The 22,617-nt window shown below is 70.8% G+C and carries 19 protein-coding genes; 10 read left to right on the plus strand and 9 right to left on the minus strand.

Features of this window, described 5'->3' with window-relative positions; translation table 11 throughout:
- Nucleotides 1-7 precede the first annotated feature (7 nt).
- Genes AB4851_RS27605 through iolB form a run of 5 tightly spaced genes read left to right on the plus strand, consistent with a single transcriptional unit; the run spans nucleotide 8 to nucleotide 6,571 of the window.
- On the plus strand, nucleotides 8-817 hold the full coding sequence (locus AB4851_RS27605) for an ATP-binding cassette domain-containing protein (RefSeq protein ID WP_414444896.1): 810 nt from the start codon (nucleotides 8-10) through the stop codon (nucleotides 815-817).
- Nucleotides 818-829: 12 nt separating this feature from the next.
- Nucleotides 830-2,806 carry a bifunctional 5-dehydro-2-deoxygluconokinase/5-dehydro-2-deoxyphosphogluconate aldolase gene (locus tag AB4851_RS27610; protein WP_414449608.1) on the plus strand — a complete coding sequence of 659 codons (1,977 nt, stop codon included), beginning with the start codon at nucleotides 830-832 and terminating at the stop codon, nucleotides 2,804-2,806.
- Nucleotides 2,807-2,817: 11 nt separating this feature from the next.
- The gene (iolD, locus tag AB4851_RS27615) at nucleotides 2,818-4,794 is read left to right on the plus strand and encodes a 3D-(3,5/4)-trihydroxycyclohexane-1,2-dione acylhydrolase (decyclizing) (RefSeq protein ID WP_414449609.1); all 1,977 of its coding nucleotides are present in this window, start codon (nucleotides 2,818-2,820) and stop codon (nucleotides 4,792-4,794) included.
- Entirely contained in the window at nucleotides 4,791-5,711 is a 921-nt protein-coding gene (iolE, locus tag AB4851_RS27620; protein ID WP_414444893.1) for a myo-inosose-2 dehydratase, read from the plus strand. The genes iolD and iolE overlap by 4 nt, the downstream gene beginning before the upstream one ends.
- Nucleotides 5,711-6,571, plus strand: coding sequence for a 5-deoxy-glucuronate isomerase (gene iolB / locus AB4851_RS27625; protein ID WP_414449610.1), 861 nt, complete (start codon nucleotides 5,711-5,713; stop codon nucleotides 6,569-6,571). The genes iolE and iolB overlap by 1 nt, the downstream gene beginning before the upstream one ends.
- Before the next feature lie 332 nt (nucleotides 6,572-6,903).
- On the opposite strand, the gene AB4851_RS27630 is transcribed toward iolB, so the two are convergent.
- Nucleotides 6,904-7,341: an acyl-CoA thioesterase gene (locus tag AB4851_RS27630; RefSeq protein ID WP_414449611.1), complete on the minus strand. Its 438-nt coding sequence runs from the start codon at nucleotides 7,339-7,341 to the stop codon at nucleotides 6,904-6,906.
- 329 nt (nucleotides 7,342-7,670) lie between these two features.
- Between AB4851_RS27630 and AB4851_RS27635 the strand changes: the two genes are divergently transcribed.
- Nucleotides 7,671-8,009, plus strand: a complete 339-nt coding sequence (locus AB4851_RS27635; protein ID WP_414449612.1) for a YbjQ family protein — start codon at nucleotides 7,671-7,673, stop codon at nucleotides 8,007-8,009.
- Nucleotides 8,010-8,040: 31 nt separating this feature from the next.
- On the opposite strand, the gene AB4851_RS27640 is transcribed toward AB4851_RS27635, so the two are convergent.
- Both AB4851_RS27640 and AB4851_RS27645 read right to left on the minus strand, forming a co-directional pair.
- Complete coding sequence (locus AB4851_RS27640) at nucleotides 8,041-8,577, minus strand: NUDIX domain-containing protein (RefSeq protein ID WP_414444888.1); 537 nt, start codon at nucleotides 8,575-8,577, stop codon at nucleotides 8,041-8,043.
- Nucleotides 8,578-8,726: 149 nt separating this feature from the next.
- A complete protein-coding gene (locus AB4851_RS27645; RefSeq protein WP_414449613.1) occupies nucleotides 8,727-10,331 on the minus strand; it encodes a YbfB/YjiJ family MFS transporter in 1,605 nt (534 codons plus the stop codon).
- Between the two features lie 121 nt (nucleotides 10,332-10,452).
- Between AB4851_RS27645 and AB4851_RS27650 the strand changes: the two genes are divergently transcribed.
- Nucleotides 10,453-11,421, plus strand: a complete 969-nt coding sequence (locus tag AB4851_RS27650; RefSeq protein ID WP_414449614.1) for a LysR family transcriptional regulator — start codon at nucleotides 10,453-10,455, stop codon at nucleotides 11,419-11,421.
- Between the two features lie 255 nt (nucleotides 11,422-11,676).
- Here the strand turns inward: AB4851_RS27650 and AB4851_RS27655 are convergent, their stop codons facing one another.
- The 5 genes from AB4851_RS27655 to xylF all read right to left on the minus strand — a co-directional run bounded on the left by AB4851_RS27655 (nucleotide 11,677) and on the right by xylF (nucleotide 17,358).
- Nucleotides 11,677-12,582: an SMP-30/gluconolactonase/LRE family protein gene (locus AB4851_RS27655; RefSeq protein ID WP_414449615.1), complete on the minus strand. Its 906-nt coding sequence runs from the start codon at nucleotides 12,580-12,582 to the stop codon at nucleotides 11,677-11,679.
- A complete protein-coding gene (locus tag AB4851_RS27660) occupies nucleotides 12,579-13,346 on the minus strand; it encodes an SDR family NAD(P)-dependent oxidoreductase (RefSeq protein ID WP_414449616.1) in 768 nt (255 codons plus the stop codon). The genes AB4851_RS27655 and AB4851_RS27660 overlap by 4 nt, the downstream gene beginning before the upstream one ends.
- Nucleotides 13,347-13,442: 96 nt before the next feature.
- Nucleotides 13,443-14,645: a sugar ABC transporter permease gene (locus tag AB4851_RS27665; RefSeq protein ID WP_414449617.1), complete on the minus strand. Its 1,203-nt coding sequence runs from the start codon at nucleotides 14,643-14,645 to the stop codon at nucleotides 13,443-13,445.
- The gene (gene xylG / locus AB4851_RS27670; protein WP_414449618.1) at nucleotides 14,642-16,231 is read right to left on the minus strand and encodes a D-xylose ABC transporter ATP-binding protein; all 1,590 of its coding nucleotides are present in this window, start codon (nucleotides 16,229-16,231) and stop codon (nucleotides 14,642-14,644) included. The genes AB4851_RS27665 and xylG overlap by 4 nt, the downstream gene beginning before the upstream one ends.
- Nucleotides 16,232-16,329: 98 nt before the next feature.
- Nucleotides 16,330-17,358, minus strand: a complete 1,029-nt coding sequence (gene xylF, locus AB4851_RS27675) for a D-xylose ABC transporter substrate-binding protein (protein WP_414444881.1) — start codon at nucleotides 17,356-17,358, stop codon at nucleotides 16,330-16,332.
- A 303-nt stretch (nucleotides 17,359-17,661) separates the two neighbouring features.
- Between xylF and AB4851_RS27680 the strand changes: the two genes are divergently transcribed.
- On the plus strand, nucleotides 17,662-18,885 hold the full coding sequence (locus AB4851_RS27680) for a XylR family transcriptional regulator (protein WP_414444880.1): 1,224 nt from the start codon (nucleotides 17,662-17,664) through the stop codon (nucleotides 18,883-18,885).
- Complete coding sequence (locus tag AB4851_RS27685) at nucleotides 18,882-19,955, plus strand: aldose epimerase family protein (RefSeq protein WP_414449619.1); 1,074 nt, start codon at nucleotides 18,882-18,884, stop codon at nucleotides 19,953-19,955. The genes AB4851_RS27680 and AB4851_RS27685 overlap by 4 nt, the downstream gene beginning before the upstream one ends.
- A 101-nt stretch (nucleotides 19,956-20,056) precedes the next feature.
- Here AB4851_RS27685 and AB4851_RS27690 read toward each other — a convergent pair whose 3' ends face one another.
- Nucleotides 20,057-21,475, minus strand: a complete 1,419-nt coding sequence (locus AB4851_RS27690; RefSeq protein ID WP_414449620.1) for an aldehyde dehydrogenase family protein — start codon at nucleotides 21,473-21,475, stop codon at nucleotides 20,057-20,059.
- Nucleotides 21,476-21,607: 132 nt separating this feature from the next.
- On the opposite strand from AB4851_RS27690, the gene AB4851_RS27695 reads away from it, so the two are divergent.
- A complete protein-coding gene (locus AB4851_RS27695) occupies nucleotides 21,608-22,552 on the plus strand; it encodes a LysR family transcriptional regulator (protein ID WP_414449621.1) in 945 nt (314 codons plus the stop codon).
- Nucleotides 22,553-22,617: the final 65 nt, after the last annotated feature.

The following is a 22,617-nucleotide window of genomic DNA, read 5'->3' on the forward strand; positions in this document are numbered from 1 at the left end:
CCGACTCATGTCCCAGCCTTCCGGTGCGTCCGCGCACGACACGATTCTCGAACTCGACGGCGTCAGCAAGTTCTTCGGCAAGGTGATCGCCCTGTCGGACATCAACCTGAAACTGCGGCGCGGCGAGGTGCATTGCCTGCTCGGCGACAACGGCGCCGGCAAATCCACGCTGATCAAGACGCTGGCCGGCGTGCACGCGCCGTCCGAGGGCCGCTACCTGGTGGACGGCCAGCCGGTGCGCTTCGAATCGCCCAAGGACGCGCTCGACCTCGGCATCGCTACCGTCTATCAGGATCTGGCGCTGGTGCCGCTGCTGTCGGTGGCGCGCAATTTCTTCATGGGCCGCGAGCCCACCCGCAAGCTGTTCGGCCTGATCGACGTGATGGATCTCGACCTGGCCGCCGAGGTGGCGCGCGGCAAGCTGGCCGAGATGGGCATCCACGTGCGCGACGCGCATCAGCCGATCGGCACCATGTCGGGCGGCGAGCGCCAGTGCCTCGCGATCGCGCGCGCCATCCATTTCGGCGCGCGCGTGCTGATCCTCGACGAGCCGACCGCCGCGCTCGGCGTCAAGCAGAGCTTCAACGTGCTCAAGCTGATCCACACCGCGCGCGCCAAGGGCATCTCGGTGATCTTCATCACCCACAACGTCCACCACGCCTACCCGATCGGCGATTCGTTCACGCTGCTCAACCGCGGGCGCTCGCTCGGCACCTTCACCAAGGACACCATCAGCAAGGACGAGGTGCTCGACATGATGGCCGGCGGCGCGGAAATGCAGAAGATGGTCGCCGAACTCGACGGCGCCGTGATCTAACCAGGAACCGACATGGCTCACTCCCCCCTTTCCTTCGCGCAGAACCGGGCGCTCGATGTGATCTGCATCGGCCGCGTCGCCGTGGACCTGTACGCGGAGCAGATCGGCGCCCGCCTGGAAGACGCGACGAGCTTCGCGAAATACCTGGGCGGCTCGTCCGGCAACATCGCGTTCGGCACCGCGCGGCTCGGTTTGAAATCGGCGATGCTGGCGCGCGTGGGCAACGACCACATGGGCCGCTTCGTGCGCGACACGCTGGAGCGCGAAGGCTGCGACACGCGCCAGTTGATTACCGACGAGGCACGCCTGACCGCGCTGGTGCTGCTCGGCATCAAGGATCGCGACAGCTTCCCGCTGGTGTTCTACCGCGAGAACTGCGCCGACATGGCGATCGACGAGGACGACATCGATGAAGCTTTCATCGCCTCCTCGAAGGCGCTGCTGATCACCGGCACGCACTTCTCCACCGACAAGGTCAACCGCGCGAGCCGCCGCGCGCTCGATTACGCGCGCCGCCATCAGGTGCGCACCGTGCTCGACATCGATTACCGGCCGGTGCTGTGGGGGCTGACCGGCAAGGCCGACGGCGAAACCCGCTTCATCGCCAACGAGGGCGTGACCGCGCATTTGCAGCGCATTCTGCCGCTGTTCGACCTGGTGATCGGCACCGAGGAAGAGTTCCGCATCGCGGGCGGCAAGGATGCGCTGCTCGATGCCTTGGAGATGGTGCGCCGCGTGACCAGCGCCACGCTGGTGGTCAAGCGCGGGCCGCTCGGCTGCTCGATCGTCGAGGCCGCCGTGCCGAAAACGCTCGACGCGCTGACGCTGATCGGCGGCGTCGAAGTGGAGGTGCTCAACGTGCTGGGGGCCGGCGACGCGTTCGCCTCGGGCCTGCTGTCGCAATGGCTGCGCGGCGCACCGCTCGAAGCGGCGGCCCGCACCGCGAACGCCTGCGGCGCGCTGGTGGTGTCGCGCCACGGCTGCTCGCCCGCGATGCCCACGCCGGCCGAGCTGACGCACTTCCTGAGCGAGGCCGCGCGCGACCCGCAACGCATGCGCCGCCCCGATCTCGACCCGGCGCTCGCGCGCCTGCATCGCGTCAGCCCGCCGCGCCGCCAATGGGATCAGGTGCTCGGCTTCGCGTTCGACCATCGCAACCAGTTCTTCGAGCTGGCGCAGCAGACGGGCGCCCCGCTCACGCGGATCGCCGAGCTGAAGCGGCTGTTCGTCGAGGCGGTCGCGCAGACCGAAACCGAACTCGGCCTGCAAGGCCAGATCGGCGTGCTGATCGACGACCGCTACGGCCAGGACGCGCTCAACGACGCGACCGGACGCGGCTGGTGGGTCGGCCGCCCGGTCGAGCTGCCCGGCTCGCTGCCGCTCGAATTCGATCATGGCCGCTCGGTCGGCACCACGCTCGAAACCTGGCCGGCCGAACAGATCGCCAAGTGCCTGGTGCGCTATCACCCCGACGACGCGCTGGCGGTTCGGCTCGAACAGGAAACGCAGTTGCGCGCGCTGTACGACGCCGTGCAGGCCAGCGGCCACGCGCTGCTGCTCGAAGTGATTCCGCCGCGCCGCGCCGATCTGCCCGACGGCCCCGACGTGGTCTATCGCGCGCTCAAAAGGCTCTACAACCTCGGCATCCATCCCGAGTGGTGGAAGCTCGAACCGCTCGACGCGGCGCAATGGCGCGAAGTCGACCGCCTGATCGCCGAGCGCGATCCGTATTGCCTCGGCGTGGTGCTGCTCGGCCTGTCCGCGCCGGTCGAGCAATTGGTGGGCGGCTTCGCGGCCGCGGCCGCGTCGAACACCTGTCGCGGCTTCACGGTCGGCCGCACGATCTTCTGGGAGCCGAGCCGGGCCTGGCTGGCCGGCGAGATCGACGACGCGGGCGTGATCGCGCGGGTGCGCGCCATCTTCGAGACGCTGATCGGCGCCTGGCGCGATGCGCGTGCCGGCGAGGTCGCGGCCCGCCGCGTCGCCTAGGAGGGATGACGATGAACCGTAGAGCGATCGAATCCGATCCGGCGCAGGCCGGCAGCGTGGCTGCCGGCGCCGAGGGCGCGACCGTGCGCCTGACCGTCGCGCAGGCGCTGGTCCGCTATCTCGCCGCGCAGCAGGTGCCGACCGAGGACGGCAGCGGCCGCACCGAGCCGCTGTTCGGCGGCGTGTTCGCGATCTTCGGCCACGGCAACGTGGCCGGGCTCGGCGAGGCGCTGTACCAGGCGCGCGACGTGCTGCCGACCTACCGCGCCCACAACGAGCAGGCGATGGCCCACAGCGCCATCGCCTACGCGAAGGCGCATTTCCGGCGTCGCATGATGGCCGTCACCAGCTCGATCGGCCCCGGCGCGACCAACCTCGTGACGGCCGCCGCGCTGGCCCACGTGAACCGGCTGCCGGTGCTGCTGCTGCCCGGCGACGTGTTCGTCTCGCGTGCGCCCGACCCGGTGCTGCAGCAGGTGGAGGATTTCCACGACGGCGGGCTGTCGGCCAACGACGCGCTGAAGCCGGTGTCGCGCTACTTCGACCGGATCGTCCATCCGGCGCAGTTGCTGAACGCGCTGCCGCGCGCGCTGCGCGTGCTGACCGACGCCGCGCTGTGCGGCCCCGTCACGCTCGCGCTGCCGCAGGACGTGCAGGCCATGGCCTACGACTATCCGGTGTCGTTCTTCGCGCCGCGCGTGGTGCGCTTTCATGCGCCCGCGCCCATCGAGGCCGAGCTGGACGCCGCGCTCGACACGCTGCGCACGGCGCGCCGGCCGCTGCTGGTGGCCGGCGGCGGCGCGCTCTACAGCGCGGGCGGCGCCGCCGCGCTGCGCGCGTTCGCCGAACGGCACGGCATCCCGGTAGCCGAAACCCAGGCTGGCAAGAGCTGCCTGCCGTGGGATCACCCGCTCAACGCCGGCGCGCTCGGCGTGACGGGCGCCCCGGGCGCCAACGCGCTGGCCGCCGAGGCCGATTGCGTGATCGCGGTCGGCACCCGGCTGCAGGATTTCACGACCGGCTCGAACACGCTGTTCGCGCAGGCCGCCGTGCTCGGCATCAACGCCAACCCGTTCGACGCGCTCAAGCATCGCGCCACGGCCGTCGAGGCCGATGCGCGGCTCGCGCTCGATGCGCTCGCGGCGCGCCTCGACGGCTGGCGCGCCGAACCGGGCTGGACCGAGCGCGCGCACGGGCTGGCCGCGGCCTGGCGCGACATCGTGCAGACGCTGACCCACGCCCCGCCGCAACCGGGCCAACTGCCGTATGACGCCGACGTGATCGGCGCGGTGCAACGCTCGGCGGCCAAATCGGCGGATTCGGCCGCCAACGACATCGCCGTCTGCGCGGCCGGCACGCTGCCGGCCGAACTGCACAAGCTGTGGCGCGCCGCCGTGCCGGGCGGCTATCACGTCGAATACGGTTATTCGTGCATGGGCTACGAGATCGCGGGCGGCCTCGGCGTCAAGCTCGCGCGGCCCGAGCGCGAGGTGATCGTGTTCGTCGGCGACGGCAGCTATCTGATGATGAACAGCGAGATCGCCACCTCGGTGATGCTCGGCGCGCGGCTGATCGTGGTGGTGCTCGACAACCGTGGCTACGGCTGCATCAACCGCTTGCAGCAGGCCTGCGGCGGCGCGCCGTTCAACAACATGATCGAGGACTGCGTGCAAGGCCCGGCCGGCGCGCCGCAGATCGATTTCGCCGCCCATGCGCGCGCGCTCGGTGCCCACGGCGAGCATGTCGACAGCCTCGACGCGCTCGACGCCGCGCTCGCGCGCGCCCGCACCGCCGACCGCAGCACCGTGATCTGCATCGACACCGACGCCACGCGCACCACGGCCGACGGCGGCTGGTGGTGGGAGGTCGCGGTGCCCGAGGTGTCGCCACGCGCCGCCGTGCGCGAGGCGCGCGCCCGTTACGAACAGCAGGTGGCCGCACGCACCGGCACGTCTCACGAACCTTCTTCCCCGGAATCATCGACATGAGCGATTACGACATTCGAATCGGCGTCAACCCGCTGTCGTGGATGAACGACGACCTGCCCTCGCTCGGCGGCGAGACGCCGCTCGCGGTGGCGCTCACCGAAGGCAAGCAGATCGGCTATGCCGGCTTCGAGCTCGGCAACAAGTTTCCGCGCGAGCCGAAGGCGCTTCAGGATCTGCTCGGCGGCTACGACCTGGCGCTTGTGTCGGGCTGGTATTCGGGCCGGCTCGCCGAGCGCGGCGTGCAGGAGGAAATCGACGCGGTGGGGCCGCATCTCGAATTGCTGGCCAGCAACGGCGCGACCGTGATGGTGTACGGCGAGGTGGCCGCCTCGATCCAGGGCTCGCCCGACGTGCCGCTCTACCAGCGCCCGCGCTTCGTGACCGACGCGCAATGGGAGCAATACGCGCAGCGGCTCGATGCGTTCGCCCGCTACACGCTGAGCCAGGGCGTGCGCACCGCCTATCACCACCACATGGGCGCCTACGTCGAGGCGCCGGCCGACATCGACCGGCTGATGGCGCTGACCGGCGACGCGCTCGGGCTGCTGTTCGACACCGGCCACGTGACGTTCGGCGGCGGCGATCCGCTCGCCGTGCTGGAGCGGCATATCGGCCGCGTCTGCCATGTGCACTGCAAGGACGTGCGCCCCGAGGTGATCCGGCTGGCCGGCAACCGCAACTGGAGCTTTCTCGAATCGGTCATCAACGGCGCGTTCACCGTGCCGGGCGACGGCAGCGTCGATTTCCCGGCCGTCATCGACCGGCTCAAGCGCCACGGTTACCGGGGCTGGCTGGTGGTCGAGGCCGAGCAGGACCCGGTGATCGCGCCGAGCTACGCCTATGCGGAGCTGGGTTACCGGACGCTGCGCGCGCTGGTCGATGCGCCGCTCGCGTCGCAACGCAAGGAGGCCGCGTGATGAACGCCGACATGAACACCCCCACCAAACCGCAGGACCTGCTCGTCAAAGGCACGGCCGCCGGCCCGTCGATCGCGACGGTCACGCCCGAATCGGCCCACTGGCGGCACGTGGGCTTTTCGGCTCATCGGTTGAAAGCCGGCGCATCGCTGGCGCTGCACGAGCCGCAGCGCGAAACCTGCATCGTCGTGCTGGCCGGCCGGGTCGATATCGCCAGCGACGACGGCACGCGCTGGGACGCGCTCGGCTCGCGCGACAGCGTGTTCGAGGACAGCCCGCCCGCCGCGCTGTACCTGCCGCCCGGCGTGCGCGTGACGATCACGGCCACGCGCGACACGGAGCTGGGCGTGGCGAGCGCACCGGGCACCGGCCGCTATCCGCCGCGCCGCATCGAGCCGGGCGAGATGACACGCTCGGTGCGCGGCACCGGCGCGAACACGCGCTACGTGTGCGACATCCTTCCGCAGACGGAGCCCGCCGAATCGCTGCTGGTGGTCGAGGTGCGCACGCCGTCGGGCCACTCGTCGAGCTACCCGCCGCACAAGCACGACACCGACAACGTGCCGGTCGAGAGCTTCCTGGAAGAGACCTACTACCATCGCGTGAATCCGCCGCAGGGCTTCGTGTTCCAGCGCGTCTATACCGATGCGCGCGACATCGACCAGTCGATGGCCGTGTCCGATCACGACGTGGTGATGGTGCCGCGCGGCTATCACCCGGTGGTGGTGCCGTACGGTTACGACTCCTACTACCTCAACGTGATGGCCGGGCCGACGCGCGTCTGGCATTTCAAGAACGATCCCGAGCACGACTGGATCGCGAAGCGCGATGCGGCCGCGCAGGCGGCCAAGGCGGGGTGAGATGGCTCGCTGGCCTGATGGCCGGTGGCTGGCCGTGCGTGGTCGGCCAGCGCATCGGTGTAGACACCGGGCACGGGGAAGCTCGCGTGTGCGGAATCGAGTCCGTCGAGCCGGCTGAAGGCGCCGTCTCGGTGTCGGCCCGGCCACCGGCATGAACCGCGACATTGGCGCAGGCATCGAGCATGAGGAAGCTCACGTGTGCGAAATCGAGCACGCCAAGCCGGCTGGAAGATCCACCTCGGTCGGCGTCGAGCCGGCTACCGGCAGAATCGCGACTACAGCCGTTAGTTGATGCCCGTCGACCGCACCACGGCCGACGCCTGCCCGCGGCTTCAGGCGGCCAGCGGCGCGAGCGCGGCGCGCAACGCGTCGGGCAGCGGCACCGGGCGGCGGCTGTCGCGGCCCACGTAGACATGCACGAAATGCCCCTGCGCGGCCGCCGACGCCTCGCCTTCGGCGAACAGGCCGATCTCGTAGCGCACGCTGGAGGTGCCGAGCTTCGCCACGCGCAGGCCCGCGTCGATCTTCTGCGGGAACACCAGCGGCGCGAAATAGTTGCATTGCGTCTCGACCACCAGGCCGATCGTTTCGCCGCGCTCCGCGTCGAGCACGCCGGCACGGATCAGGTATTCGTTCACGACGGTATCGAAATAGCTGTAGTAGACGACGTTGTTGACGTGGCCGTAGACGTCGTTGTCCATCCAGCGCGTGGTGATCGACAGGAAGTGAGGGTAGGCGCTGCGCGGCAGCAGTTCGGGCTTGGCGGACATGGGCGGCGGAGTCGAGGTCGGAGGGAAGGAAGCGGGATCGGCACGCGGCGCCGCGCCCGGCTTTACAGCGCGGCGCGTTCGCGCGACGATGCGGCGCACGGCCCGCCTCGCGTGCCGCACAGAAAAACACACATCGCGTGAAATTCCAAGGGGCGGCCGGCGTCCAAGCAGTTCGAGTGCAGGCTGCACGCGGCTGCACGCGGCTGCACGCGGCTGCACGCGGCTGCACGCGGCTGCACGCGGCTGCACGCGGCTGCACGCGGCTGCACGCGGCTGCACGCGGCTCGGCTCGCCGCCGCCCCCTTCCACCCTTCGCCACGAGAGCTCTCATGCCCGACCACCACCTGATCACCACCGCCTTCGACCTGCCCGGCCATCGCATCGACCAATCGTTCGGCATCGCGCGCGGCATCGTCGTGCGCTCGCGCTCGATCATCGGCTCGTTCGGCGCCGCGATCCAGACCGTGTTCGGCGGCAATATTTCGCTCTACGCATCACTATGCGAGCGCGCGCGGCAGGACGCGTACGACAAGATGATCGCGCAGGCCGCCGGCTTCGGCGCGAACGCGATCATCGGCATGCGCTACGACGCCACGGAAATCGGCTCGGGCATCACCGAGGTGCTGTGCTACGGCACGGCGGTGCGCGCCACGCCGATCGCGGGGTGAACGCCGAGGCGTTATGACTCGTTGCCGCCCGTCATTGCCCCGGGCGGTCGACAAACGTGACGTCGAGCCCGCGTGCGCGCATCCAGTCGGCCACGGCGTAGCCGGTGCCGGCGCGCCACGGCCGCAGGTTCGGCGGTTCGACGAGCCGGTATTCGAGCAACTCCGGCGACAGCGCGATCTCGCCGCTGGCCCGCACGTGATACGCGATGATCAGCTCGTTCTTGCGGATGAATTCGTACACGCCCACCAGTTCCACCGAATCGGCCCGCAACGAGGTTTCCTCCAGCACTTCGCGGGCGATGCCTTCCTCGGGCGTTTCGCCGTTTTCCAGGAAGCCGGTGATCAGCGCGAACATCCCTTCCGGCCAGGCCGCGTTGCGCGCGAGCAGGATCTTGCCGTCGATCTCGACGATCGCGGCCACCACCGGCAGCGGGTTGTTCCAGTGGACGTAGCCGCAGGCCGCGTCGGGGCAGACCTGGCGGACGCGGCCGCCCTCGTGCAGCGCGTCGGCGCGCGTGGTGAGCGGGGTCGCGCAGCGCGGACAGAAACGGTGTTCGGCAGTGGTCATCGGGGGAGCGCTTGCGGCGCGGCGAGCGGCATGGAAAGCCGTCGCGCGCCATCGTTGGGGGAAAGACGAAGCGCACATTCTAGCGAGTTTGGGCGGTTTGCATCGGAGGCCGCGACGGCCCCCGATGCGGGCTTGGGCGCGTCTTTTCGTTACGCGTCCGGCAGGCCGGCCCGGGCCGCCGCCTCGCGCCGCGCGACGATCGCCCAGGCCGCGAAACCGAGCGCGCCCGCCAGCAGCGCCGCCACCGCGATCCACAACGCCGGCGTGAACGACCCGGCCCGCGCCGCCACCGGCGCGGCGACCAGCGGCCCGGCGATCTGCCCGAGCCCGTAGGACGCCGTGGCATACCCCATCAGCCCGGCCGCCGCCTCGCCATGCAGACGCCGCGCCTCGCGCATCGCGAACAGCGTGATCGCCGTGAACGGCAGGCCGAGCAGCAGGCTGCCGAGTGCGAAGCCGGCCGCGGTCGGCCATGCGATGCCCAACACGATGCCAAGCGCCTGCACCGCGCACGACAGGCCGAGCAGCAGCCGGTTGTCCCAGCCGGCCGGCAACCGCGACGCGAGCAGCGCGCCCACCATCAGCGCCGCGCCGAACATCGGCCAGAACAGGTCGGGCCACGGCGAACCGGGCGGCAGCGCGCCGCGCGCGATCACCGGCAGGAACGTGGCCGTGATGATGTAGCCGAAGCCCGGCGCGCCATACAGCACGATCAGCCGAAGCGCGTCGCGGCGCACGGCCGGGTGGCCGGCGTCGGGCGGCGCGGCGTGCGTGATCCGAGCGGTTTGCGTTGCTTGCCCGGCATGACTCGCTTGCGCTGCCTGCCCTTCCGATCCTTCCGATCCTTCCGATCCTGCCTGTCGTGCCTGTCGTGCCTGTCCTGCCTGTCCTGCCTGTCCGGCTTGGCCCACCTGCCCGGCCACCCCCGCTTGCCCCACCTGTCCAGCCACCCCAGCTTGCCCCACCTGTCCGGCCGCCCCCGCTGGCCCCACCCGTCCAGTCGACTGTGCCTGCCCCACTCGTCCGGCCGCCCCTGCCGCCACCGCTTGCCCTGCCTGCGCAGGCCGCCGCGCCACCGCCCCCCATGCCGCGCTCGGCGCGATCACGCGCCAGATCCACACCGCGAGCAGCACCGACAGCAGCGCGAACCCGAGCCAGCCGAATTCCGCACGCCGCCCGGCCAACGCGCTGCCGATCAGCCCGGTCACGACGATCCCGCCGCCCGGCCCCGTGAAGATCGCGCCACTCCATTGCGGCGCACCCAGCTCGGTGAGTCGGCGCATGCCCCACTGCGACGCGAACACGAACGTCCACGCGCTGACCACGCCGGCCACGAAGCGCACCGGCAGCCACACCGCGAAGCCGTGCAGCGCGCCCATCGCGGCGGTCAGCGCGATCGTCGCGACCAGGCCGCCGCGCACCATGCGCGCCGCATCGACGCGCAGCGCCGCGCAACTGACCGCCCCGACGAAATAGCCTGCGTAGTTCGCCGAGGCAAGCCAGCCGCCGTGCCGGATGTCGAGCGTGCCGTTGGCCAGCATCAGCGGCAGCAGCGGCGTGAACGCGAAGCGGCCGACGCCGAGCGCCACCGCCAGCGCCGCCGCGCAGGCAAACGCGATCAGGCGCGGATCGGCAAGGCGGCCCGCGTCAGCGCCTGGGCCGGGGGCGGCGGTCGAACGCGGCGCCCCCGCCGCCGACACAGACGACGCGGACGATGAAGTGGGCGATGACAGGCAGGAAGCGGAGCGATTCATTCGGGTCGGATGCGATGTGGCGGCCGCGCGGACGGCGCGACACGGATCGGCCCATCCTAGCTTGACCATTCAATCTCGAAAAATGAATAATCGAGAACCTTTCGTTCTCCTGGAGAGAATCATGGATCTGGCGGCGCTCGCGATCTTCCGCGCGGTGGTGCGCGAAAACGGCGTCACGCGCGCGGCGGCGAAGCTGAACCGCGTGCAGTCGAACGTGACCACCCGCATCCGTCAACTGGAGGAACAACTCGGCGCGGCGCTGTTCGTGCGCGACGGCCGGCGGCTGGTGCTGACGCCGGCGGGCGAGACGCTGCTGCCCTACGCCGAGCGCCTGCTCGCGCTGGCCGACGAGGCGCGCCACGCGGTGCGCGAGGATCGTCCGCACGGGCGGTTGCGGCTCGGCACCATGGAGAGCACGGCCGCGAGCCGGCTGCCGGACGTGCTCGCGCGCTATCACCAGCGCTGGCCCGAGGTCGGGCTCGAACTCGTGACGGGCGTCACGAACTGGCTGATCGAGCGGGTCCGTGCGTTCGAACTCGACGCGGTGCTGGTCGCCACGCCACCGCAGCCGGACATGCTCGACGCCGCGCTGTTCGAGGCGGTGCCCATTTATCGCGAGCCGCTGGTGCTGATCGCGCCGCGCCATCATCCGCCGGTGACGACGGCGCGGGACCTGCGCGTGCCGACGCTGGTGTCGTTCGAGCGCGGCTGCGCCTATCGCGGCTACATCGAGCGCTGGTACGCCGCGCAGGCGAGCAAGCCCGCGCGCGTGCTCGAACTGGGTTCGTACCATGCGATCCTCGCCTGCGTCGCGGCCGGCGCCGGCGTCGCGCTGGCGCCGCGCAACGTGCTCGACATGTCGCCCGTCACCGACACGCTGTCGGTGCATCCGGTGGCCGATCTGCAACCGGTCGATACGCTGCTGGTCTGGCGGCGCGGCCATGCGTCGGCGGCGCTGGCCGCGCTGCGCGAGGCGCTCGTCGCGCATGGCGCGGAAGTCGCGCCGACGCGGGCCGTCGATCCGGAACCGGCGGCGGCGCCCCGGCCCCCGGCGAAGGTTAGACGCACGCGTACGGCGCAGGTCACCTGAACGGCGGCTGCCCGGCCGCCTCGATCGGCTGGCTCGGCTGGCTCGGCTGGCTCGGCTGGCTCGGCTGGCTTGCAGGGCAGCCCGCATGCACGAGCGAACGCGTTATCGCGTTATCGCGACAGAGCGCGCCGTCGGCCGCCCGGCATCGCCAAGCCGATGGATCGAACCCGGCCGCGCCAGGTCGGACGCGCGGCGCTACACGGCGCGCGCATCGCCTGCGCGCCGCCTGCCGGCACCCGCCCCGCGCGCCGTCTCTCATCCCTCGGCGTCGAAACGCACCGTGCAGACCGCCGGCGGCAGCCCCGCCACCGGCGCGCGAAACGCAAACAGGCCGCCGGCCAGCGGCTGCGCCTGCCGCTCGGCCTCGCTCAGGCCCTTGGTCGCCGTGGTCGCGTAGACGGTACGCAAATCGTCGCCGCCGAACGCGAGCTTGGTGACGTTCGCGCACGGCAACGCGACCTGCCCGAGCAGCCGGCCGTCGGGCGCGTAGCGCTCGATCCGTGCGCCGCCGAACAGCGCGATCCAGACGCCGCCCTCGGCATCCACGGCCATCCCGTCCGGATGGCCGCCGCCCTCGATCCTGGCGAACACGCGGCGCCGCCGCGGCACGCCGTCGTCGCCGAGATCGAACGCGTACACCAGGCGCCGCAGCGTGTCGGTGTGATAGAGCGTGCGGCCGTCGGGGCTCGCGGCGGGGCCGTTGGTGATCACGTAGCCGGCATCGTGCGCGGCCACGCGGCCGTCCTGGCCGACGCGATAGAGCCGCCCGGTCGGCGCGGCCTCGGCGTTGTCCATCGAGCCGAACCACAGGTGGCCGCCCGCATCGACGTAGCCGTCGTTGAGCCGGTTGCCGGGCAGGTCGGTCTCCAGCGGCAGCACGCGCGTGAACCGCCCGTTGCCCGGTTCGAAGCGGAACAGCCCGCCCTGCACGCCGCAGATCAGCGTACCGTCCGCGCACGGCAGCGCGAAGCCGATCTGCCCCGGCGCCGCCCAGCTCTCGCGGGCGCCGCCCGCCGGGTCGTGGCGATAGAGCCGCCGGCCCTTGATGTCGACGAACAGCACGCGGCGCGCGGCGGCGTCCCAGCAGGCGCCCTCGCCGAGCGTGGCCGCCACCGGCCAGACGCAGTCGAGGGCGCCGTCGGGTACGAGGGCCCGCGTCATCCGCCGAACCAGCCGGCGTCGACGAAATATTCTCGCGCGGTGCAGCGCGCGGCGTCGTCGGAGGCGAGGAACAACGCCATGCGCGCGACGTGCTCGGGCTCGACGCGCTCGTGCAGGCACTGCGAGGCCACCAGCTTCGCCTCGCTCTCGGACGACTGCCACAGCTTCATCTGGCGCGGCGTGCGCACCGCGCCCGGCACGATGCAGTTCACGCGGATGCCGAACTCGCCGAGATCGCGCGCGAGCCCGCGCGTCAGGCCCTCGATGCCGGCCTTCGCCGTCATGTAGATGCTGAGGCCCGTCTCGGCGATGTGCCACGAGATCGAGCCGAGGTTCAGGATCACGCCGCGACCGAGCGAGCGCATGCCGGGCAGCACCGCCTGCGCGCAGAAGAACTGGTGGCGCAGGTTCACCTCGATGCGGCTGTCCCAGTAGGCCGCCGTCAGCTCGCCGGGACGATGGCGGTCGTCGTTGGCCGCGTTGTTGACGAGCACCTCCACCGGCCCCGCCTCGGCCGCGATCGCGGCGAACGTCGCGTTCAGCGCGTCGATGTCGCGCAGATCGCAGTAGTGGAACGCCGGCGGCACGGGTACGTCGCCGAGCGAGGCGACGAGCGCCGTCGATTCGTCGCGCGCGATGTCGATGAAGCTCACGCGCGCGCCCTGCGCGGCGAACGCCGCGACGATCGCCGCGCCAATCCCGGTGCCGCCGCCCGTCACCACGACGTGACGGCCGGCCAGGCTCGGATAGATGGCATAAGTCATGAAAAATCCCGAAAAACCGGTCAGCAGACCATTGAAGAAAGCATCCTCGTCCGGCCGCGCGGCGGCCGGCGTTGCGGGCGTTGTCCGCGGCGCCCGTCAGCGGCGCCCGGCACGCGACACCACGTCGACCCAGACGGCCAGCACCAGAATCCCGCCCTTGACGATCATCTGCCAGTAGGCGTCCACGTCGAGCATCGACATGCCGTTGTCGAGGCTGGCCATCACCAGCGCGCCGATCAGCGCGCCGTGGACGGTGCCCGCGCCGCCGCGCATTGAGGTGCCGCCGATGAAGCAGGCGGCGATCGCGTCGAGCTCGCCCATGTTGCCCGCCGACGGCGAGCCGGCCGCGAGCCGCGCGGTGTTGACGATGCCGCCGAACGCGCACATCAGCCCCATCAGCCCGAAGATCGCCAGCTTCACGCGGTCGGTGTTGATGCCCGACAGGCGCGTGGCCTCCAGGTTCGAGCCGACCGCGTAGATGCGCCGGCCGAACACGGTCTGGGTGGCCACCCACGAGAAGATGCCGAGCAGCGCGAGCACCAGCAGCACCGGCACCGGAATCCCGCCGTAGCTGTCGAGCGTGGCCACGAACGCGGCCACGATCAGCCCGGCCGCGACCAGCTTCGCGATGTCCTGCCAGAGCGGCACGACCCCGAGTTCGTAGCGGCGCCGCGCGCGCCGCTGGCGCACCGTCACGACCACCAGCAGCGCGACGATCAGCAGCGCGATCGCGTCGCCGATGCGCGGCGGCACGTAGCCCTGGCCGATCAGCACGAAGCCGTCCGAGACCGGCGCGATGGTCGCGCCGTGCGTGATGCCGAGCAGGATGCCGCGATAGGCGAGCATGCCGCCCAGGCCGACGATGAACGACGGCACGCCGCGATAGGTGGACCACCAGCCGTTGAAGAGGCCCACCACCACGCCCAGCGCCATCACCACCGGCACGGTGGCCACGATCGGCCAGCCGAGCACCTGGTCGAGAATCGCCGCCACGCCGCCGAGCAGGCCGAGCAGCGAGCCCACCGACAGGTCGATCTCGCCGGCGATGATCACGAACACCATCCCGCAGGCCAGCATGCCGGTGATCGACATCTGCCGCAGCAGGTTGGAGAGATTGCGCGGCGTGATGAACGCGCCGTGGGTGAGCAGCGAGAACAGCAGCCAGATCGCGGCCACCGCGATCAGCAGCGCCAGGATCTTGTAGCGTGCGAACAGCCGGCGCAGTTGCTGCGCGGTGCCGGTGGCGCCCGCCGGGCGAGCCGCGCGGTCGGCGGCCTGGGTGGTCGTCTCGGGTGTCATGCGATGCCTGCCTCGGGTTGAGTCGTGTCGCGCCGCGCGGGCCGGATCGCCGCGCCCAGCACCTGTTCCTGGGTGAGTCCGTGGTTGGGAAAATCGCCGCGCAACTCGCCGTCGCCGATCACGATCACGCGATCGGCGATGCCGAGCACCTCGGGCAGCTCCGAGGACACCATCACGATCGCCATCCCGCGCTTGGCGAGATCGCCGATCAGCTTGTAGATCTCGTACTTCGCGCCCACGTCCACGCCGCGCGTGGGCTCGTCGAGGATCAGCACGCGCGGCTCGGTGAGCAGCATGCGCGTGAGCACCGCCTTCTGCTGGTTGCCGCCCGACAGGCTCGCGATCGACAGCATCGGGTGCGCGGCGCGCACCGACAGCCGGCGCATCTCCACGCGGATCGTGTCGTGCTCGGCGGCCGCGTCGATCCGGCCGAAGCGCGTGAAGCGCTGCAGCACCGCGAGCGTGATGTTGTGGCCGACGCTCAGTTGCGGGACGATGCCGTGGCGCTTGCGGTCCTCGGGCACCATCGCGATGCCGGCGCGGATCGCGTCGAGCGGCGCGCGAATCCTGAGCGGCGCGCCGTCGAGCAGCACCTGCGCCTCGCTCGCGCCCGGATAGGAGCCGAAGATCGCCTGCATCAGCTCGGTACGCCCCGCGCCCACCAGCCCCGCCACGCCGAGGATCTCGCCGCGCCGCACCGCGAACGAGACATCGTCCACGCGCTTGCGGCGCGGGTTGTTGACGTCGAGGCAGGTCACGTTGCGCGCCTCGAACACGATCTCGCCGACCGGATGCGGCTCGCGCGGAAACAGGTTGGTGATCTCGCGGCCCACCATCTGCGCGATGATGCGTTCGGTCGACATGCCCTGCATCGGCTGCGTCGACACATGCTTGCCGTCGCGGATCACGGTGACCGTGTCGCACACGGCCTGGACCTCGTCGAGCTTGTGCGAAATGTAGACGCAGGCGATGCCGCGCGCCTTCAGGTCGCGAATGATGTCGAGCAGGATGCGCGTCTCGGCGGCCGTCAGCGACGACGACGGCTCGTCGAGGATCAGCAGCTTCGCCTGCTTGTTGAGCGCCTTGGCGATCTCGATCAGCTGCTGGTGGCCGCCGCCGTAGTGCATCACCGGCAGCGCCACGTTGATGCCCTCGATGCCGAGGCCGGTCAGCAGCGCGTCGGCGCGGCGCACCATCGCCGCGTAGTGCATGCGCCCGCCCGGCAGCGTCAGTTCGTTGCCGAGGAACAGGTTCTCCGCCACCGACAGCTCCGGCACCAGCATCAGTTCCTGGTGGATGATGACGATGCCGGCGCGCTCGCTGTCGCGAATGCCGGCGGCCTGCAACGGGCGGCCTTCCCAGCGGATCTCGCCGTCCCAGGTGCCGCTCGGGTAGACGCCCGACAGCACCTTCATCAGCGTGGACTTGCCGGCGCCGTTCTCGCCGCACAGGCCCACGCATTCGCCGGGACGCACCACGAGATCGATGCCGTCGAGCGCCTTCACGCCGCCGAAGGTCTTCACGATGCCGCGCATCTCCAGCAGGGGTTCGGGGGTGCGGGTTTCCGACATGCGGATGTCCGACATGCGCCGTCCTTGTTCGTGTCCGGGGGTTCGAGAGTTCGGGTGGGCCGGGCTCGCGCCGCCGCGCGCGGCGCGCACCGGGGCGAGCCCGGCGCGTCGCCTCAGTGCGAGCCGATCTGCGCCTGCGTGTAGAAGCCGTCCTTCACCACCACGTCGACGTTGCCCTTGGTCAGCAGCGTCGGTTGCAGCAGCAGCGTGTCGACCTTCTTCCTGCCGTTGTCGTACTGCGCGTTGAAGGCCGGCTTGCCGCCCTTGGCGAGCGTCACGGCGAGCGTGGCCGCCTCGCCCGCGATCAGCTTGAGCGGCTTGTAGACGGTCATGGTCTGGGTGCCGGCCACCAGCCGCTTGACGGCGGCCAGATCCGCGTCCTGCCCCGACACCGGCACCTTGCCGGCCAGATGCTGCGCGGCGAGCGCCTGGATCGCGCCGCCCGCGGTGCCGTCGTTCGAGGCCACCACCGCGTCGATCTGGTTGCCGTTCGCGGTCAGCGCGTTCTCCATGATGCCGAGCGCGGTCGAGGCGCTCCATTCGGGCACCCACTGCGAGCCGACCACCTTGATGTCGCCGCGGTCGATCGCCGGCTGCAGCACCTTCATCTGGCCTTCGCGCAGGATCTTCGCGTTGTTGTCGGTGGGCGCGCCGCCGAGCAGGAAGTAGCGGCCCTTCGGACGCGCGTTGACCACGCCCTGCGCCTGCAGCTCGCCGACCTTCTCGTTGTCGAACGAGATGTAGGCGTCCACGTCGGCGTCGAGGATCAGCCGGTCGTAGGACACCACCTTGATGCCGGCCTTCTTCGCCTCGGCCACCACGTTGGTCAGCGCCTTCGAATTGAACGGCACGATCACGATCACGTCCACGCCGCGCGAGATCAGGTTCTCGATCTGCGAGATCTGGCGCTCCTCGCTCGCGTCGGCCGACTGCACCGACACCTTCGCGCCGAGCTTCTCGGCGGCCGCGACGAAGTAGTCGCGATCGCGCGACCAGCGCTCGACGCGCAGGTCGTCGATGCAGAAGCCGATCTCGGGACGATCCTTGCTCGCGTGGGCGAGCGGCGCCGCGAGCGAGACGCTCGCCAGCACGGAGGCGGCGACCAACGATTTCAGGACGGAACGACGGCGATTCGAGGGCATGTCTCTGTCTCCATTTCGGTCTGGTTCTTGTGTGTGGGTCGCGGGACGCCGGCGCCCGATCGGCCGGGCGGTGATCAGGCACGGCCGGCCCGACGACAAGCGGCATGGTGCATGCGCCGGCCGCCGAGCGGCAATTACGAAATTGCCCAACCGCCTTAACATTTCTTGCCGGCCCGAGGCGATCGCGGCAACGGCGCGGCCGGCAGCCACTAGAATGGGCGGACCGCGACACCCGGGCCGCCCTGGCGCCCGTGATTTCGATATGCGAGAGACGCCCGCCGATCCCTCGCGAGGAGACCGTCCATGCAACGTCCATCCGCCGATCCGCCGCCGTCCGCGCGCGCGCACCGCATCGCGCTGCTGTTCAATGCGAACAAGGTGTACGACCGCGAGGTGATCGCCGGCATCGGCGACTACATGCGCTCGACGCGCGTGACCTGGGACCTGTTCCTCGAGGACGACTTCCGCTGCCGGCTGGCCGGCATCGAGCGCTTCGACGGCGACGGCATCATCGCCGACTTCGACGACCCGGCCGTGGACGCGGCGCTGCGCGGTTGCCCGCTGCCGGTGGTGGCGGTCGGCTCGTCCTACGAGGACGCGACGCACTACCCGGCCGGCCTGCCCTACGTGGCCACCGACAACGGCAAGCTGATCGCGCTCGCCTACACGCACCTGATCGAGGCCGGGCTCGAGCACTTCGCGCTCTACAGCCTGCCGCCCGCCGACGAAAACCGCTGGGCGCAGCAGCGCGAGCTCGTCTACACGCGCCTGCGCCGCCACGATGCGCCGGCGCTGCCGATCGAGCACGAGATCTACCGCGGGCTGTCCACCAGCGCGCCCACCTGGCACCAGTCCACCCGGCAACTGATCGACTGGCTGCGCGCGCTGCCCAAGCCGGTCGGCGTGATCGCCGTGACCGACGCGCGCGCACGGCACCTGCTGCAGGCCTGCGTGTCGGCCGGGCTCGCGGTGCCCGAGGAGATCGCCATCATCGGCATCGACAACGATCCGCTCACGCGCACGCTCTCGCGCATCCCGCTCTCGTCGGTGATCCAGGGCACCGAGGAGATGGGCCGCACCGCCGCCCACCTGCTGCACCAGATGCTCGGCGGCGCGCGCTTCGCGGGCCGCCAGATCCTGGTGCCGCCGGTGGGCATCAACGTGCTGGCCTCCACGCGCCACCAGCCGCTCGCGAGTCCCTATGTGATGCGCGCGCGGCACTTCATCCGCCAGTACGCGTGCCAGGGCATCCGCACCGAGCAGGTGGCCGACTACGTGGGCGTGTCACGCTCGTCGCTCGAGGAACACTTCCGCCGCGAGCTGCGCTGCACCGTGCATCAGGAAATCCTGCGCCACAAGCTCGACGCGGCCAAGCAGCTGCTCACGCAGCACGAGCTGGCCACCGCCGAGGTGGCGGTGCGCTGCGGCTTCACCTCGACGCAATACATGTACGCGGTGTTCCGGCGCGAACTCGACTGCACGCCGCGCGAATACCAGGAACGCACGCTGTCCGGAGGCCACGCTTGAGCGCAATCCAATCGACGCCGGCCTTCGGGCCGGCCGGCCACAGCGTCTCGTCGCGGCCGTGGGACCGCCTGCCCGGCGGCGACCTGGTGCGCCTCTTCACGCTGCGCAACGCCCACGGCATGCGCGTGGCGATCAGCGATCTCGGCGCGACGCTGGTGTCGTGGCAGACGCCCGACCGCGGCGGCCGGCTCGGCGAGATCCTGCTCGGCTTCGACGCGCCGGCCGCCTACCTCGATTCGCACGCCTATCTCGGCGCGCTGGTCGGGCGCTGCGCGAACCGCATCGCCGGTGCGCGTTTCACGCTCGACGGCATCGACCACACGCTCGACCGCAACGACGGCGAGCAGTGCCTGCACGGCGGCCTGAACGGCTTTCACCGCGCGCTGTGGGACACCGACATGCTCGACGACGCGCTGGTGATGCGGCTGGTCTCGCCCGAGGGCGACGGCGGCTTTCCCGGCAACGTCGAGGTGCAGGTGCGCTACGCGCTCGACGACGACGGCACGCTGTCGATCGGCTATGAGGCGCGCAGCGACGCGCCCACGCCGCTGCAACTGACGAGCCACCCGTATTTCAACCTGAGCGGGCGCGCGCATGCCGACATCGACGGGCACGTCCTGACGATCGACGCGGATCAGTATCTGGAAGTGGATGCGCGGATGATCCCGACGCGGCTCGCCAGCGTGGCCGGCACCGCGTTCGATTTCCGCCAGAGCGCGCCGCTCGGCGCGCGGCTCGGCTGGCCGCACGCGCAGCTCGCGCTGGCGGGCGGCTTCGATCACTGCTTCGCGCTGCGCAAGGCGCATGTCGGCAGCGGCGGCGTGCGCGCCGTGGCGCGCGTCTACGATCCCGGCAGCGGCCGCGAACTGACGGTGCTGACCGACCAGCCGGGCTTGCAGCTTTATACCGGCAACGCGCTGGCGGGCGCGCATGCGCCGCGCAGCGCGCTGTGCCTGGAGGCCGGCGCGTTCCCGAACCAGGTCAATTCGGAGGCGGCCGAGGCGGTGGTGCTGCGCCCGGGCCAGGTGTATCGGCAGGAGACGCGGTATCGCGTGGCGGTGGCCGGATAGGCGGCGGTGTGCGTGGCTGGCCCCAACGTCCTCGAGCGAGACGACACCGGGAAAGGCGCCACCGGCCACGCCGCCCCGGCCCTGGCGCACCGCCCTTGCGCCTATCCCACCATCAACGTCTTCGGCTCCAGATACGCGCCGAGGCCCCACTTGCCCATCTCGCGCCCGAGCCCCGAGTGCTTGAAGCCGCCGAACGGCGCGCGCGGCTCGTGATTCAGCGTGTTGACCAGCACCCGCCCCGCGTCGATCCGCAGCGCGATGCGCTCGCAGCGCTCACGATCGCGGCCGAGCACCAGCGCGCTCAGGCCGTAATCGGTGTCGTTGGCGATTGCGATGGCGTCTTCGTCGTCCTCGTAGGCGATGATCGACAGCACCGGCCCGAAGATTTCCTCGCGCGCGATCCGCATGTCGTTGCGTACGCCCGAAAACAGCGTCGGCTTGACGAACCAGCCCGCCGACAGCCCATCCGGCCGCCCCTCGCCACCGGCCAGCAGGCGCGCGCCCTCTTCCGTGCCGAGCCGGATATAGCCCTGCACGCGCTCCCACTGGCGGCGGCTGACCATCGGCCCGATCTCGGTATCGGCCTCGCGCGGATCGCCCGATTTCACGCGCGCCACCGCGTCGGCCGCCACCTGTTCGAACTCGGCGAGCCGCGCGCGCGGCACCAGGATGCGCGTGCCGGCGATGCAGGCCTGGCCGCTGTTCATGAAGCCGGCCTGCAGAACGATCGGCATGATCGCGTCGAAATCGGCGTCGTCGAGCACCAGCGTCGGCGATTTGCCGCCCAGTTCGAGCGTCACGCGCTTCATCGAGCCGGCGCCCGCTTCGATCAGGCGCCGCCCGACCGCCGACGAACCGGTAAACGAGATCTTCGCCACACGTGGGTCGCGGCTCAACACCTCGCCCACCACCTCGCCGCGCCCGTTCACGACGTTGACCACGCCGCGCGGCAGCTCGGCCGCATGCAGCGCCTCCAGCACGATCTGCGTCTGCCAGGCGCTCATCTCGCTCGGCTTGATCACGGCCGTGCAGCCGGCCGCCAGCGCGGTGGCGAGCTTGTTGCAGATGAAGCCGGCATTGCTGTTCCACGGCGTGATCAGCGCCGCGACGCCCACCGGCGTCATCACCACGCGCGCCGCGCCGGCCGTCTCCTCGAACGCGAACGCTTCGAGCGCATCGATCGCGGCCTGCACCGTCTGGGCCGGATAGGCCGCCATCCAGCGCGCGCGCGACGACGGCGCGCCGTACTCGGTCACGATCGCCTCCAGCAACGCCGCCTCGCGCGCCGCCACCTGTTCGTGGATGCGGCGCAACGCGGCCAGCCGCTGCGCGCGCGAGGTGCGCGACCAGGCCGGGAACGCGGCGTGGGCCGCCTCGATCGCGCGGTGCGCATCGTGCTCGTCGCCCAGGCGCACCTGTCCGATCGTCTGCCCGGTGGCGGGGTTGGTCAGGTCGAACCATTCCTGCCCGTGCGGCAGGACGAATTCGCCATCGATATAAAGGTGCTCGATCCGTTGCATGTGCGTTCTCCGTGTGAGGGGCCGAGCGGCGCCAGGCGGGCGCCGCTTGCAGGGATGCCAGTCTAGGGAAGCACGACTGTTTCGATAAGACGGCCTATCATGCATGGCTCATCCCGAAAATCAGGACACTCGATGCATCGCACCGGCATGACCGAACTCGAAGTGGTGCTGGCCGTGGCCCGTCACGCCAGCTTTCGCGCGGCGGCGCGCGAGTTGGGCATGTCGAGCACGGCGGTCAGCGCCGCCGTGGCCGGGCTGGAGGCACGGCTGGCGGTGCGCCTGTTCAACCGCTCGACGCGCAGCGTGGCGCTGACCGATGCCGGGCAGCGCTACGTCGAGCGCGTCGGCCCCGCGCTGGCCGAGATCCGGCGCGCCGGCGAGGAAGCCGCCAGCGGCCCGGACACGCCGAGCGGCACGCTGCGCCTGAACGCGCCGCCCGAATCGACCGTGATGCTGGTGCAGCCGCTGTTGAGCGAATACTTGCGGCGTTATCCGGAGGTGCGGGTGGACGTGACCACCGACCTGCGGCTCATCGATATCGTGGCCGAGGGCTTCGACGCCGGCATCCGGCTCGCCGAATCGGTGCCGCAGGACATGATCGCCGTGCCGCTGACGGGCGACATCCGCATGCTGGTGGTCGGCACGCCCGACTATCTGGCGCGCCACGGCACGCCGCGCGAGCCGGCCGATCTGATCGCGCATCAGCGCATCGCGATGCGCATGGGGCACGGCGGCCTCTACCACTGGGAGCTGGAGCGCGACGGCCGCAAGTTCCAGGTCAACATGCCTACGCGGATGGTGTTCAGCGAGACGCGCGCGATCCGCCAGGCGGTGCTGGCGGGGCTGGGGCTCGGTTTCATCTCGGAATGGTTCATCGCCGACGCGCTCGCCAGCGGTGCGCTGGTGCCGGTGCTGGAGGCGTGGTGCCAGCCGTTCGGCGGGCTGCGGCTCTACTACCCCGGCCGGCGCTTCGTGCCGGCCCGCCTGCGCGCGCTGATCGAACTGGTGCAGACGATGCGCGACGAGGGCACGGCCGTGTTTCCCGGCGACTGGATGGCCGGGCCGGGCGGCGCATGACGCGGAGCATGGCGAGCACATGACGCAACGGACGCAGACGTAAAAAAGCCGCGAACCTCGCGGCT

The organism is Burkholderia sp. 22PA0099 (assembly GCF_047497165.1).
Taxonomy (GTDB): Bacteria; Pseudomonadota; Gammaproteobacteria; order Burkholderiales; family Burkholderiaceae; genus Burkholderia.

Bases quoted from the DNA above. Each gene is read 5' to 3' on its own strand.
- AB4851_RS27605 (WP_414444896.1), top strand. From the start codon at position 8: ATGTCCCAGCCTTCCGGTGCGTCCGCGCACGACACGATTCTCGAACTC.
- AB4851_RS27610 (WP_414449608.1), top strand. From the start codon at position 830: ATGGCTCACTCCCCCCTTTCCTTCGCGCAGAACCGGGCGCTCGATGTG.
- iolD (WP_414449609.1), top strand. From the start codon at position 2,818: ATGAACCGTAGAGCGATCGAATCCGATCCGGCGCAGGCCGGCAGCGTG.
- iolE (WP_414444893.1), top strand. From the start codon at position 4,791: ATGAGCGATTACGACATTCGAATCGGCGTCAACCCGCTGTCGTGGATG.
- iolB (WP_414449610.1), top strand. From the start codon at position 5,711: ATGAACGCCGACATGAACACCCCCACCAAACCGCAGGACCTGCTCGTC.
- AB4851_RS27630 (WP_414449611.1), bottom strand. From the start codon at position 7,341: ATGTCCGCCAAGCCCGAACTGCTGCCGCGCAGCGCCTACCCTCACTTC.
- AB4851_RS27635 (WP_414449612.1), top strand. From the start codon at position 7,671: ATGCCCGACCACCACCTGATCACCACCGCCTTCGACCTGCCCGGCCAT.
- AB4851_RS27640 (WP_414444888.1), bottom strand. From the start codon at position 8,577: ATGACCACTGCCGAACACCGTTTCTGTCCGCGCTGCGCGACCCCGCTC.
- AB4851_RS27645 (WP_414449613.1), bottom strand. From the start codon at position 10,331: ATGAATCGCTCCGCTTCCTGCCTGTCATCGCCCACTTCATCGTCCGCG.
- AB4851_RS27650 (WP_414449614.1), top strand. From the start codon at position 10,453: ATGGATCTGGCGGCGCTCGCGATCTTCCGCGCGGTGGTGCGCGAAAAC.
- AB4851_RS27655 (WP_414449615.1), bottom strand. From the start codon at position 12,582: ATGACGCGGGCCCTCGTACCCGACGGCGCCCTCGACTGCGTCTGGCCG.
- AB4851_RS27660 (WP_414449616.1), bottom strand. From the start codon at position 13,346: ATGACTTATGCCATCTATCCGAGCCTGGCCGGCCGTCACGTCGTGGTG.
- AB4851_RS27665 (WP_414449617.1), bottom strand. From the start codon at position 14,645: ATGACACCCGAGACGACCACCCAGGCCGCCGACCGCGCGGCTCGCCCG.
- xylG (WP_414449618.1), bottom strand. From the start codon at position 16,231: ATGTCGGACATCCGCATGTCGGAAACCCGCACCCCCGAACCCCTGCTG.
- xylF (WP_414444881.1), bottom strand. From the start codon at position 17,358: ATGCCCTCGAATCGCCGTCGTTCCGTCCTGAAATCGTTGGTCGCCGCC.
- AB4851_RS27680 (WP_414444880.1), top strand. From the start codon at position 17,662: ATGCAACGTCCATCCGCCGATCCGCCGCCGTCCGCGCGCGCGCACCGC.
- AB4851_RS27690 (WP_414449620.1), bottom strand. From the start codon at position 21,475: ATGCAACGGATCGAGCACCTTTATATCGATGGCGAATTCGTCCTGCCG.
- AB4851_RS27695 (WP_414449621.1), top strand. From the start codon at position 21,608: ATGCATCGCACCGGCATGACCGAACTCGAAGTGGTGCTGGCCGTGGCC.